At 43.5% G+C, this 13,993-nt stretch carries 12 protein-coding genes and 1 pseudogene; 10 read left to right on the top strand and 3 right to left on the bottom strand.

The window, feature by feature from the left end; all coding sequences use genetic code 11:
- Positions 1 to 25: 25 nt before the first annotated feature.
- Positions 26 to 1,351, bottom strand: coding sequence for an MFS transporter (locus tag GX654_01295; protein NLD35485.1), 1,326 nt, complete (start codon positions 1,349 to 1,351; stop codon positions 26 to 28).
- Between the two features lie 142 nt (positions 1,352 to 1,493).
- On the opposite strand from GX654_01295, the gene GX654_01290 reads away from it, so the two are divergent.
- The 8 genes and pseudogenes from GX654_01290 (at position 1,494) to GX654_01255 (ending at position 10,500) form a co-directional block, all read left to right on the top strand.
- Positions 1,494 to 2,660, top strand: a complete 1,167-nt coding sequence (locus GX654_01290) for an esterase (protein ID NLD35484.1) — start codon at positions 1,494 to 1,496, stop codon at positions 2,658 to 2,660.
- Between the two features lie 27 nt (positions 2,661 to 2,687).
- Positions 2,688 to 3,590: a formylglycine-generating enzyme family protein gene (locus GX654_01285; GenBank protein NLD35483.1), complete on the top strand. Its 903-nt coding sequence runs from the start codon at positions 2,688 to 2,690 to the stop codon at positions 3,588 to 3,590.
- A 101-nt stretch (positions 3,591 to 3,691) separates the two neighbouring features.
- The gene (locus GX654_01280) at positions 3,692 to 5,299 is read left to right on the top strand and encodes an MFS transporter (GenBank protein ID NLD35482.1); all 1,608 of its coding nucleotides are present in this window, start codon (positions 3,692 to 3,694) and stop codon (positions 5,297 to 5,299) included.
- A gap of 38 nt (positions 5,300 to 5,337) precedes the next feature.
- Complete coding sequence (locus GX654_01275) at positions 5,338 to 7,230, top strand: alpha/beta hydrolase fold domain-containing protein (protein ID NLD35481.1); 1,893 nt, start codon at positions 5,338 to 5,340, stop codon at positions 7,228 to 7,230.
- A 376-nt stretch (positions 7,231 to 7,606) separates the two neighbouring features.
- A complete protein-coding gene (locus GX654_01270) occupies positions 7,607 to 8,104 on the top strand; it encodes a nuclear transport factor 2 family protein (GenBank protein NLD35480.1) in 498 nt (165 codons plus the stop codon).
- Positions 8,105 to 8,311: 207 nt separating this feature from the next.
- Positions 8,312 to 9,250 (top strand): annotated as a pseudogene (locus tag GX654_01265) (glycoside hydrolase family 43 protein).
- 619 nt (positions 9,251 to 9,869) lie between these two features.
- Entirely contained in the window at positions 9,870 to 10,178 is a 309-nt protein-coding gene (locus GX654_01260; GenBank protein ID NLD35479.1) for a nucleotidyltransferase, read from the top strand.
- A complete protein-coding gene (locus tag GX654_01255) occupies positions 10,165 to 10,500 on the top strand; it encodes a DUF86 domain-containing protein (protein ID NLD35478.1) in 336 nt (111 codons plus the stop codon). Before GX654_01260 ends, GX654_01255 begins: the two co-directional genes overlap by 14 nt.
- A gap of 213 nt (positions 10,501 to 10,713) precedes the next feature.
- Here the strand turns inward: GX654_01255 and GX654_01250 are convergent, their stop codons facing one another.
- On the bottom strand, positions 10,714 to 11,742 hold the full coding sequence (locus tag GX654_01250) for an NUDIX hydrolase (GenBank protein NLD35477.1): 1,029 nt from the start codon (positions 11,740 to 11,742) through the stop codon (positions 10,714 to 10,716).
- Positions 11,739 to 12,500 (bottom strand): class I SAM-dependent methyltransferase, encoded by a 762-nt coding sequence (locus GX654_01245; protein ID NLD35476.1) that lies wholly within the window; start codon positions 12,498 to 12,500, stop codon positions 11,739 to 11,741. Before GX654_01245 ends, GX654_01250 begins: the two co-directional genes overlap by 4 nt.
- 458 nt (positions 12,501 to 12,958) lie before the next feature.
- Here GX654_01245 and GX654_01240 point away from each other — a divergent pair, with 458 nt between their 5' ends.
- Positions 12,959 to 13,171 (top strand): helix-turn-helix transcriptional regulator, encoded by a 213-nt coding sequence (locus GX654_01240; GenBank protein ID NLD35475.1) that lies wholly within the window; start codon positions 12,959 to 12,961, stop codon positions 13,169 to 13,171.
- Between the two features lie 36 nt (positions 13,172 to 13,207).
- Positions 13,208 to 13,834, top strand: coding sequence for a hypothetical protein (locus GX654_01235; protein ID NLD35474.1), 627 nt, complete (start codon positions 13,208 to 13,210; stop codon positions 13,832 to 13,834).
- Positions 13,835 to 13,993 lie beyond the last annotated feature (159 nt).

Genomic DNA, 13,993 nt, shown 5'->3' with positions numbered 1-13,993 from the left:
TTGACTCCCTACGTAATTACTAAATTTATTTTGAATTTACCTTCTGCATTATAAAAATTATCAATATGACCACCAGCGCAAGAATGGCATTGGTAGTACAGATATAGTTAACGCTCCAGTTTCCTGTGAGCATAAGACCTCCTGCAACAGGCGCCAGCAGTGAGCCGGCTCTCCCGACCCCTGTGGCCCACCCGAGCCCTGTGCCCCTGATATCTGCCGGGTATGAAATAGCAGCGAGCCCCATGAGTCCGGAGTTGCTTCCGATTACAAAGAATCCCATGATGGCCGAGAAAACAGCAACTATAATAAATGAGCTGGATGCAAAATATCCAAAAATAAAAACACTTATAAATGCAAGAAAAAAGCCTATTTTTAATATTTTTAACGGGTTGAATTTATCCATCAAAATGCCTATCAATACCGTTGCAAAGACAGCCCCCATATTAACGCACGCAAAGGCAAGGCTGAATTCCTGGGAGGAGGCCCCGCTTTTTTTGAGCAATGTAGGTGTCCATGAAAGAATCAGCCAGAGCAGATAATAGCTTAAGATAAAGGCCATCCATAATAATATTGTATTGGCAGTACGCCCGTCTTTGAACAGATGCTTAAAGGGTACACCGGCAAGTCTTTTTTCTGATGAAACGAAATCAATATTGTTATCAGTTCCATATAATGGGGCGATTCTTGAGACTATTTTGCGTATGCGACTCTTATCTATGTTTGTATTTCTTTTGACCAGAAATTCCAGCGACTCAGGCAGGGATATTAATGCAATGATCCCTATGAGGCATGCTACTGTGCCGCCTGCTAAAAATAAAGACTGCCATCCAAATCTGGGAAGAAAGTAAGAGGCAAATAGACCGGCAAATGTAGCTCCAATGGCAACCCCGGCATACATTGTAGTGGCAAGTGTTGCCCGTTTCTTACTTGGTGCATACTCTGATCCAAAGGCAAGCGCATTTGGAACGGCTCCTCCCAGTCCCAGACCTGCTATAAAGCGGAGAAAGATCAGTTGCTCAACTGATTGGATAAAGGCGATAGCCAGTGTAAAAATACCAAATGTGAAGGCTGAGACCAGGAGCATATTTTTGCGGCCAAAACGATCGGCCATCATGCCCAGGATAAATGCCCCGATAAGCGCTCCAACATTGCCGGCGCTCATTGCCACCCCAAGGGCGGCGGATGTTGAATTTAGATACTCGCTGATATCAGGAAGCGCCACACCAACCAGTGACAGATCAAACCCGTCAAAAAAGGCAAGCAAAAAACACAGTGTGCATATCCATATCTGATATAAAGTAAATTTACCTGAATCAAGGACCTCTTTTATACTTACTGAATTATTGGGCATTTTATCATTCCTTTAATATATTATTAGGCAATTCATTTCAGATAATGTATATAGGTATACAAAAGCCAAAACAGAGTCAATAATATAATTCTATGGGAAAAATAATCTTTTAATCAATTTTAAACCATAAAGGAGAAAGATCATGAAACAATATCTGACCACCCTTTTCCTGATAGTTATATTTGGGTCTATAACATGTCAGGCCCAGACTAACCAGCCTGCTATAATTAATGACTGGAAGCCATCTACCCTCAATCAGCCCGGCCAGGAGTATCCGCAGGTAAACTCACAGGGATATGCACGGTTCCGCATTGTTGCACCAGAGGCCAAAAGCGTGAGTGTAAGTCTTGGTCTGGGGGCACGCGGGGGCACCACACTTGCCAAGGCCGCAGAGGGTGCCTGGATGGGCACAACTGAAGGGCCGCTTGATGAAGGGTTCCACTATTATCGTATCACCGTGGATGGCGGAACATTTAATGACCCTGGCACACTCAACTTTTACGGCTCTACCAGGTGGGAAAGCGGTATTGAAATCCCTGCCCATGATCAGGATTTTTACGCCCTTAAAGATGTTCCTCATGGCAATGTGCAGCAGATTTTATTTCCCTCAAAGAGCACCAATACCTCACGCCGCGCCTTTGTATATACCCCACCCGGATACGATAAGGATTTAAACAGGCGTTACCCTGTGCTATACCTGCAGCATGGATGGGGCGAGGATGAAACCGCCTGGAGCGTTCAGGGACACGCCAATCTCATCATGGATAACCTGATTGCAGAGAATAAAATCAAACCATTTCTGATAGTGATGACCTACGGCATGACCAATGATGTTAAGATAGGCGGCCTTGGAGGTTTTAAGATTGAACCCTTTCAGACAGTCCTCGTGGATGAGCTTATTCCATATGTAGATGCCCATTTCCGCACACTTTCTGATCAACCCAATCGGGCTATGGCGGGCCTCTCCATGGGCGGGATAGAGACCAGGCTGATTACGCTTTCTAACCTGGATAAATTTTCCCATATCGGTCTTTTAAGCGGTGGCAGTATTTCTATGGATGATGTCAAAAATACACCCGGTTTTAAGGAAAAGGTAAGGCTGGTTTTTGTAAGTTATGGCAGCCGCGAGCTTGGCAATAACAGTTTTGGGGGCAGCAATCCATTTGGCGGTGACCCGAAGGAAAATAATGCTGCCTTAAAAAAGGCAGGTATAAACAGCGCATTCTATGTTTCACAGAATACAGCCCATGAATTTTTATCATGGAGACGCAGCCTTAAGGAGATGGCTCCTCTGCTGTTCAAGAAGTAAATATAGCCGGATAAAGGAGGTATGAAGATGCAAAAGAGAGGAGCTATAATACTAGCGACGATTGTGATGAGCTTTGTAACCGGATTTACAATCTCATCTGATGATAAGGGTCGAACCGAAAAAAACTTTAAGGATTGCGATATGTGTCCCGAGATGGTTATAATTCCTCCTGGCACATTCATCATGGGCTCTCCTGAGAGTGAAAAATACCGCGAAAAGGATGAAGGCCAGCACCGGGTTATCATTAATTACTCATTTGCTGTCAGCAAGGCCCCTATCACCTGGGATCAATGGGAGGCATGTGCACGGGATGCCATGTGCGATGGACAGGCTGTGGAGACAGCGCTCAGGAAAGAAAAACAGGGCAAAACTGAAAAAGAGGAGTATATTGATTATGGCCGCGGAAACAGGCCGGTAGTAGGCGTAAGCTGGTGGGACGCACAGGTGTTTGTGGGCTGGCTTAATAAAAAAACAGGCAAGGATCAGTACAGGCTTTTAACAGAGGCAGAATACGAATATGCAGCCCGTGCCGGCACCTCAACCGTATACCTGTGGGGGGATGAAGCCAGCCGCGAATATGCCAATTTTGGCACAGAGGTTAACAATGAACTGGGAGGCGCTGTCGGGGGCAGGGATCTATGGATTAACACATCTCCTGTATGCTCATTTCCTGTAAACGGATTTGGATTATGCGATATGGCAGGTAATGTTTATCAATGGGTTGAGGATTGCTATGAGGCTGACGGGATAAAGCTCCCGGCTGATGGATCAACGGTAAAGAGCGGCAACTGTAATGTCCGCGGATTCAGGGGCAATTCATTTATGAGCGATATAAAGACACTGCGGTCCGCCAACCGTGCCTTTGTATATTCACCTGATGCAAGGGGCAGAAGCTTCCTGGGCATCCGTGTTGCCAGGATCATTGACTGATCTGGTGATTAAAGGTTATGAAAGAGAGAAAAGAGCGTTAACAGGTTCAATCATATATTCTGTTTTTATTTATATCTTGCAGACACTAACGGGAGGAAACTATGAATCAGGCACTCACCAAAGATGGCTCTCAGGGTTTTTACACCAGATCGCTTGTGTTCAGTCTCGCAGCGGTATTTCTCACCTATTTTCTGACATTTTGCATGACCCTGGGTCAGAGCATTGCATCACCCATGATTGCGGCAGACCTGAAGGGCATGGCCCTGTTTTCATGGGCCATATCCATACCGGCGCTCGCAATGGCCTTTTCAACCATGCTTTTTGGAAAACTATCCGACATGTACGGTCGCAGAACTATGCTTCTGATCTCCCTGTTTTTTTTCGCAGCAGGATCAATACTCGCGGCCGTGAGTCCGACATTTGTGTTCAACATTATTGCCCGTGTAATAATAGGCCTGGGGCTGGGGGCACTGTCAGCCCTCTGTTTCTCTGTAATTGGAGATCTTTTTACCGCCCCTGCTGAAAAAAGCAAATGGACCGGGCTGTTGAATCTGGCTGCCGGTGTCGCTGCAATCTTTGGCCCTGTACTGGTTGGAATTATAACCGATAATCTTAGCTGGCGTTATTTTTTCTGGGCTGTTGTCCCTATAGCCATTATATGCATATTACTTGTGATTATAGGTGTCCCGGGACAAACCGGGCGGACAGGACACCAGATTGATTATACAGGGGCATTTATACTTGCAATTGCCTCTTCGGCCATGATCCTGGGTGTCTCCTTTACTGACAGGCATCCCTGGGTCTCCTTTTATGTTATGGGGCTCCTCATTATATCCATTGTCTTCTGGTGCCTCTTCATACTGGTAGAATTAAAGGCAGAAGAGCCTATTCTTGATCCGCAGGTCTTTACCAACCGCACCTTTTTAACTGCGGCAGTGGCAGCCTTTCTTTCATTTTTCGGGTTTATCGGTATCATGAATTATTACCCGCTGTTTATCCAGGGGGTACAGGGGGCAAGCGCCAAACTGAGCGGTGCAATGCTGACCCCGTTTACAGTGCTCATGGCCTTTACAGGGGTTCCAGCAGGTCTGTTGATTGCCAGAACAAAACGCTATAAATGGAATTTTATCATGAGTTATGGTGTGCTCACCGCGGCCATGTTTATGCTCTTTTTGTTCAATCAGAAAACACCAATATGGCTTGGTGTAGTGGTCATGATATTTGGCGGGTTCGGTGTGGGGGCCATACCAACAACCAATATCCTGGTTGTACAGTTTGCACTGCCCAAAAAATTCAGAGGGGTTTCTGTAGCGGCCATCTTTTTCATTGTGGCGCTTGGAACTGCTGCCGCCCCTGCCATCCTTGGCCCAGCCATGAATGCCACCTATAATAAAAGTCTCAACAGTCTGCTTCCCCAGGACCTTAACCTGCATATTGATACAGCGACACTTGAATCCCTTGCTGATCCCCGTGTCCTGATGTCAAAGGAGGCAATGGACGAACTCAAGGATGCCTTTGGTGAAAATGAAGCGATAAATCCAGCGCTGTTTGATGAGACAGTACAGGCGGTAAGAGATTCACTGCAGACAGGTCTCAAAATACTTTTTCTCATTGGCGCTGTTGCCCTGTTTATCGCTTTCCTGTTTATAATTACCATACCGGAGGTTCCAATAGAAGGCGGTGGGCCGGATGAACCGCATAAAGAATAGATATATCGTTGTACATTTTTTATTAATGGAGGTTTTAAATGCTTAGAACAAAAAAGCTATTATATGGTTGTGTAATTACTGGCAGTCTAATGATGTTATCAGCAGTGGCACAGAATTTATATGCAGAGAAGGCTGATGACAACCTGGCTACTTCAAAGGTCACGAGCCCGCCGGTTGGTAAAACAGCCGGAGAGAGCAGGCGAACAGGCATGGACCCGGTTGATGACCGTGTGGAACTGAGGGAGTACCTCTTTACTGATACTGGTGAGATGCTTCCATATGCGGTGTTTGTATCTTCAAAGGTTAAAAAGGATGTAAAGGCCCCACTGGTTCTGGCTCTGCACGGGTTCAGCGGGAATCACGGTACCTTTATGAGGAGGCAGTGCGTGGAGGAGGCAGAAAAGAATGGCTACATTATGGTCGGCCCTATGGGCTATAGCCCGACTGGCCCATTCGGTATGCAGATGCGCATGCCTGGTCCGCCGAAACCAGATGCCGAAGCACCCGGTGACCCAAATGCCCCCGCTTCCTCAGCCAGGCAAAAGCCCAAAACTATGTACATGGGTGGTGATGTCGGCGGTAAAAAAGAGAAGGACCCGGCCAAGGTTACCGAACTGAGTGAAAAGGATACCATGAATGTACTTAATATGGCCCTTAAGGAATTCAACATAGATACAAACAGGATATACCTGATGGGCCATTCAATGGGCGGAGGCGGTGCATTGCATATAGGAGAGAAGTATTCAGATATCTGGGCTGCGGTTGCCGGTGTGGCCCCGGCTACTTTCGGGTTTGAATGGAATGCGGAGATGAAGCTTAAAAATATACCTCTTATGATTATTGTGGGAGAGGATGACACACTGGTCAAGGGGTCGGAACAGGCAGCAGGAGAGCTCAAAGGGCTTGGCTTCAGGGTGGAGTACAAGTCTTTGCCCGGACTGGATCACGGTGAGATCATAGGGGGCAGCATGCCGGATGTGTTTGATTTTTTCAATCGGTATAGTAATGAGGTGACAGGAAGAAAGTCTCCTCCTGGTGTTTTCCCTGCCAATGCCAGGGGTGAAAATGTGATGGTAAGCCTTACACCTCCTGCCAATGTCAAACGAATCAAACTCTATGAAAAAACACCTGGTAAAATAGAGTTCTCCGAAAATGAACTCAATCCAATGGAGCCCACTCTGGATTTATATATCCCTGATGCCGGCAAGGCAACAGGGGCAGGCGTGCTGGTCTGTCCGGGTGGTGGTTACGAGATGCTGACAGTGCCCGGGGAAGGAGGCACGATCGCGGAGATCTTTAAGGCACATAATATTGCCGCCTTTGTGGTGCGTTACAGGCATGGCCCTCAATACCACTACCCCACAACACTGCTGGATGCCCGGCGCGCACTCAGGCACATTAAGGCCCATGCAAAAGAATACAATGTGGATCCGGATAAGGTTGGGGTTTTCGGAGGGTCAGCAGGAGGGCATCTTGCTGCCATGCTCGCTACGCTTTACAATAATAAACTCTTGCCTGAAGCGCCATATGCGCCCGACCGGATTGATAGCCTCAGCGCCAGGCCGGCCTTTGCGCTTTTGCTCTATCCGGTGATTGACCTGACTGATGATTCAATTACTCATAAAGGTTCACGAACAAACCTGACACAGGAAAATCACGATCTATATGAAGCGCTGTCACCATGGAAACATGTTACACCTGATACCCCTCCTGCATTTATTGTGCACGGTACTTATGATTTTTTGGTGCCTGTAAAGAATTCGCTCCTGTTTTACGAGGCATGCATTAAAGAAAAAGTTCCAGTGGAGATGCATCTTCTTGATACACCAATGCATGGTTTCGGGGTAGGGGCAAGTCTGAATGATAAGACCGTAAAAGATTGGCCTGAACAGGCAATAAGGTTTGTTGAGCGGCATACAGGATCAAAATAGTAAGGCAATAATGACGCGTTATTCAACGATTTTGAGAATCGTGGAATTTTGTTTGTCATTCCACGATAAATCGGGATCAAGGACCCGCAAAGGGGCATTGGCGTCAATTTAAATATTGTGAGATGACATGGAATAGTATTAACTACGAAAAAAACAAAAGCCTAAAACATGTCTCACACAGAGGCGCAAAGGCCACAGAAAAAAACAAAAGCAAAAACTGTTTTGTGTTTTAGGAAAATAAAAATTCTTTTCTCTGTGTGCTCTGCGTCTCCAGTGACCGAAGCGAACGGGCGAGATATATGGTTTCTGTTTTTATTGTGTCCATGTCTTTCACTCGAACCCTTGAACCATTTTTATTAATTAAGGAGATATAAATATGACTATCAGAAAACTTGCAGTTTTAACAATGTCTGTATTACTGCTGGCAGGTACTTCAGCCTTATATGCCTCGGAAAAGGTCCAGCTTCGGGCACAGGACAGGGTGGAGATCGAACAGTTGATGTGGGAGTACATCCAGGCGCTCGATTCCCACAATGGAGAGGCATTCATCACCATGTTCACTCCTGATGGTGAGTTCAGGAGCAAAGAGACCACAGCAAAAGGCAGGGATGCCCTTAAAAAGATGGTGGTAGATGCATGGCAGAAGATGGATGCAAATAATGAGGATGGCAAAAAAAGGCCCCACATGTATCACATAGTAACAAATCCGCATATTGAGTTTATAGATGATAATCATGCACGCTTCCATGCATACTGGATGGGTGTACTTGAAACCGGCGGAGATATAGTAACTGCTGGTCGCGAGGTGAATGAACTTGTTAAAGTAAACGGCCAGTGGCTTATCCGTATCCGTGATGTGAATCCGGGAAATTAAAAAGGAAGATCTATGAACTGCTACAGTATAAAGGACAATAAATGTAAGATTTATATTATTTTTCTTCTGGGTGTTTTATTCTTCTGTATTTCTACGTATACCTTAGCTCAAGCGCCTCCGGCAGGAGTTGAATCCGGAGGTATTGTAATTGTGCCCACTCTTGATAACTACCGGAGTATCCACCAGTTGAAAGAAAATGACTTTGGCGGATATTTAATGGTTTATTTTAAAGATGAAACCCAATGCGCATATATGGCCGTAAGCAGTGACGGATATATGTTCACTGACCTTAACAATGGCAAACCGATTTTTAATGGTGAGATACTGGCTGAACAAAAAGGAGTTCGCGATCCGCATATTACGCGGGGTCCTGACGGAGCATTTTACCTGGCCATGACAGACCTTCACATCTTCGGTAAAATGGCTGGATTCCGTGATACAAAATGGGAAAGATCTGACGAAAAATACGGATGGGGGAACAATCGGGCCATAGTCCTTATGAAATCATTCGACCTTATCCACTGGACTCATTCGGATATCAGGATAGACAGGGAATTCCCGGAGCTGGGAGACATAGGATGTTCCTGGGCGCCTGAGACTGTCTACGATGAAATAAAGGGAAAGATGATGATATATTTCACCATCCGTGTAGATAATGGTGACTGCCACATGTACTATTCATATACGAACGATGATTTTACCAGGCTCGAAACAACGCCCAAACCCATAGAAAACATCGAAGGTATTGACGGTGATATAACAAGGGTTGATGACAAATTTCATATGTACTATGTATCACAGGCAAAAATCCTTCATGCCGTCTCAGACAGGATAAACAGGGGATACAAACCGGAGCCAAAACGGATTGATCCGGAGACTGTAAACACAGAGGCTCCCAACCTGTTTAAACGTTTGGGAACCGACACATATGTTCTGATGTATGATGTCTATGGCGCCAGACCCAACAATATGGGATTCAGTGAAACCAAGGACTTTGTCAGTTACAAGGATATAGGGCATTTTAATGAAGGAGTGATGAAGGGAACAAATTTTGAACGCCCGAAACATGGTGCAGTAACATATCTGACCCAGGACGAATTAAAAGCTATAGCAAAACACTGGGACATTAACATCAAACTTGATTGATAATTGAATGCAATCATGAATTTTTATCATCTATTGGAAAGGCAATAGGCAGGGCACGAAGAACAGTGGATATGTATATAGCCGATTTGGCCTTCTACAGCAATCAATCTCAAAGCATTTACAACTTTTGGCAATCTTGCTAAAAGTTGTAAATGACGATCTAAAGAAAGGCTTTACTGTCCCACAAGTTGCTGAAAAACACAACTGGTCTGAATCTCTGGTGTGGGCAGTCAAACTTGATGGGAAAGATGACCTCGGTAAATGCCATGAATTACAATGGGTAATGAAAGATAGCCCAAAGGTGTTTAGACTGTAGTCTGAAGAGAAGATCGGAAAATACTAATAGCCTTCAGCCGAAAAAGCTTCAGCCTGCTACTTGTCCGCCTAAGGTGGATTGAAGGTACCAAGAGTCAAAGGCTGACTTGAAATCTTTTATGAGGGTCTGTCAACTGTATAGGCACTTATTGTTCCTTATTGTTCTCTGACCCCTTTTTACAGAAGATAATCATGTAACGGTCAGGCATATGATGCTTATAGCTGATGGTTTGACATTCATGTGATAAAATATATAATCTGTTTTGTGTATAAGACAAATCTTTCTTAAGATTTTGAGGTAGAGATGATGGGAAAATCGGGCATTGATCTTTCATATAGAAAAATTAGAGAATTCTGCCGACGAAACCATATACGTAAATTATCAGTCTTTGGTTCTTTTTTGCGGGACGATTTTAATGATGATAGCGATATCGATATGCTGGTTGAGTTTTTTCCTGATCATATTCCAGGACTGATACGCCTCGCTGGTATGGAAAACGAATTAAGTTCAGTACTGGGGCGAAAAGTGGATATGCGAACTGCAGAGGATCTTAGTCGTTATTTCAGAAATGATGTATTAGAATCAGCAGAGGTGAAATATGTTGAAGAATGACATTATTCGTCTTCGTCATATGCTGGATGCTGCAATAGAAGCGGAAGGGTTCATAAGTGAAAAAGATAGAAACGATATTAGCAATGACAGGAAATTGGAACTTGCCCTTGTTAAATGTGTAGAAATAATTGGTGAAGCAGCAAGTAGTGTTTCAAAAGAATGCAGGGATGAATTCCCTCAAATTCCCTGGAGTGACATAATAGGGATGAGAAATCGGTTAATTCACGCCTACTTTGAGATAAATCTTGATATCTTATGGAAGACACTGACAGATGATCTACCCCCTTTAATTATTGAGCTTAATATAATAATTCCGCCTTAGGCCACCACTTAAACAAACAGAATTTTACCAGTTATGCTGGTCCAATTTTGCAGCCAGTAGACGATAGGGGTTTAGCTTATTGATATGATTTATACTTAGTAAGCTAACAACGTTCCCTCTCACTGTAAGGTTATTAGGTTAAATCGCACCAACCTTATAAACTTACAGAGTCCCCCTTTACACCCCTGGATGAAGGTAATATCGTAAAATATTTTATTGTTTCTTCTTATTGCTGCCTGAAAGTTCCATGTATCCCATGACTGTATAATACGCCGCCCTGTCAAAGAAATAAACGAGTCTTTCCCCGAGTTCAAACATGCGGTATATGTCGACGGCTTTCTCCCACACGCCGTAGGAATAAATAAACATCCAGGTATGTTTTTTAAGAAGGCTGAGAGAGCTTATCAGGTCTTTAAGAACGACGTTGTCTTCTTTCCGTTTTTTAGCAAGGTTATAATAAAAATCTTTCAACTCTTCTTCTGTTTTCGTGCCTTTCAGCCATAACTCGAATCTGTCTATAATGAACGCTGCCCTTTCAAAAAGGTCATTTCTGTCCAGACTGCGATAGGATGTTGTTGATGGATTGGTCGTTATGTCATCGATCCATAAATTTATGATTTTTTTTGAATTTTCGCTTGCGATAGTTAACAGGTCGTCCGAGAGAAGGTTTTTGTTCCCGGGCGTTTCCCCTTTTATGGCGGCTTTAACGAACGTATCTACTGAATCGTGTATGTTCCAGAGGTCTTTTTTCAGTTCAACATATTTCTGCACGGCTTTTTCCTGCGAGTCGAATGCGAGCTTGGGAAGATTCATGATCGGGAAATACCTGCAGTCCGACGCGTCATCTCCGGCCTTTTCCGTGCCGCCCAGTTTCTCCGCTTCAAAAGTGACTATCAGAAGCTCGCCGTAAAGCGGATTTGTATGCGAGCATACATCTACAAGCTGGACGATCTTTCCTGTTATCCCCGTTTCTTCTTTAAGCTCCCTCAAGGCTGCCTCTTCTATGCTTTCGCCTGTTTCCGCGAAGCCGACTGGCAGACACCACATTCCTTTAAACGGCTCATTCGCTCTTTTTACGAGCAGGGTTTCTCTTTCTTTATTTGGAAGAATCACGGCAGCCACGGGGAGCGGATTTTCGTAATAAATCTCCCTGCAATTTTTGCATACCTGTCTTTCTTTCTCGTCAATAAATTCCGATACGAGTTCTTTCCCGCAAAAATTACAGTATTTCTTTTTTTTCATTTCTTTACCAAAAATATTTTATCATTTTTATTCAGAGATAATATCCCGTTTTTTTTCAGTTCATTAACCATTGTATCCCGCACAAGATCAGGGTCCGCGTCTTTTTTGATAAACTCATATTTGAAATTAATATATTCCGCAAGGTCTTTATCTTCGCCTTCATGGAAAATAAGGGAATTGGGATAATCGATTGATCGTAATCGACTGAAATACTGGCCTAGTATCGATTCCCCGTTCTCGGCGGAAAAATTTTCTATGACAGTCCGTAAATTATTAAAGTCAAAAAAGCGCATTCCTTCTTCGAGCATTCTCTCGCTGTGAGTTATAACCAGGAAAATACCGTCCCTGCGAAGAATCCGTTTTACCTCCCGGATAATGTCAGGGAAAAAATAGAGCGAGTAAGAGCAGACTGCCAGGTCAAAATAATCTGACGGGAAATCCAGGGGGGCAGGGAGGATGACTTTTTTGAATACAGCCTCCCTGGAGATTTTTTTTGCACATTGCAGGAACGGATCGTAATTTTCGTTCAGATAATCGATGCCTGCAATAAGGTCGAGATTTTTTGTTATTGAATCTTTCAGCGCCTCTTCAAACCAGCCGTAACCGCAGCCAAGATCTATCATGCGATGTACGCCTTCCCAGTCGATCATTTCGTTCGCGATAGTGCGTATGTCCGTTTTGTTCTCGGAATGCTCCCTTATCAGGCTACTTATCCTGGCGTGAATAATTTGATTGGAATAGCTTCTTGCGATGTTCACGGCTTCAGTGATACTCCAATAAAACAAAAGTTAATTGAAATCCCTCTATCCTTTTAGCCATGTCTTCTTCCTTATATATATGCGACAATTATATCGCCTTCCATCATCAAGTCAATGTACCTGGCCGGAACTACATTAGCTTTCACACTTTCTCTATAACCCCTGCTCGATATATCAATGGGTTACCAGCTCTTCTTCTGCCTGTTTCTCTTATTTTCTGTTAATTTTATTTACTACGGAAGTTGGGCTAACCGGATTCACTTGTTTTATTTTTTACCTTGTCTGGAGATTATAGGATTGTCCCGCTCTACTCAAATTAACGAATTCGGGAAATGACCTGTATTCAGGAAAAGTTAAAGTTTGCCTCACCAATAAAATATTATTCTAAACAGATATAATTTAATGTTTAACATAAAATCTTTATTGACAAATTAAAATATCTCAATTATTATCACTCCATGGCTATAGAAATACGACTAGATGTAATGATGGCAAAAAAGAAAATGTCTCTGACCGATTTATCAGAGAAGATCGGCATTTCAATGACCAACCTTTCACTTCTTAAAACAGGAAAGGTAAAGGGCATACGGTTCAGCACACTTGATGCAATATGTCGCGAACTGGATTGCCAGCCAGGGGACATACTTGAATATTTAGTTGAATTTGTCTGAAACTATTATTTAAAAATCCTTTCCGGAGGAATCAACATGGCTATAGCATATACAGAGGCTTCTCAGTCGTTTATGGTAGATTCGCGCTTTAAAACAACGGCCTTCATATGTTTTTTTACCGCGATCCTGGGAATACCCATGTTTATATTCGGTATGCTTACTGCCTTGAAATTATCAGCAATCTGGATGATTTTTATCAGGATACCTCTAACAATTGTCTATTCCGTATTTGCCATTTACATATTACTACAACTTGAAAGGCTTCTTGTCAAAAGGTATCACCTTGACAACATCCGTATTATGATAAAATCCATTATTATTATGCTTATTATTTTGTTAGCAATGGAAATTTTTAGCACAATATTACCGATATTTACCAGGGACCAGGGTGCCCTCATGTTACTTGGTATTGTGCCTTATATACCACTGTGTCTACTGGGAGGGATCATCTATTTTATTTATGGTGTCAGGCTTCTAGAGTTAAAGGACCAGACATCTGGTCTGTATCGTATCTATGCAATAATGCAAATAATCGGTGGTGTATGTTTTTTCACCATAATCCTGTGGTTCATCGGCATACTATTTTTCAATGTAGCGTTAATAGTTTTGGGTATGATTTTCTTAAAAGAATCGGAGACCGAACCTGAGGTTGAGTTTGTATAAAAAAATTTTTCCGAAGGAATATACATTTCAACCCAGATTTTGCAGTAGCCATGTTGGGTCAATAACCCAACATCCTTTTAGTGTCTTTGTTGGGTTGCTTCGCTTAACCCAACCTACATACTTTTCCAGGGCAAATCCGGCGTTTGATCCGGAAAAGTT

Origin of the sequence: Desulfatiglans sp. (assembly GCA_012513605.1) — a bacterium.
In the GTDB taxonomy this organism is placed as follows: Bacteria; Desulfobacterota; DSM-4660; order Desulfatiglandales; family HGW-15; genus JAAZBV01.
The sequence above is the reverse complement of the archived record's forward strand: the minus strand, read 5'-3'. Positions and strand labels throughout refer to the sequence as shown.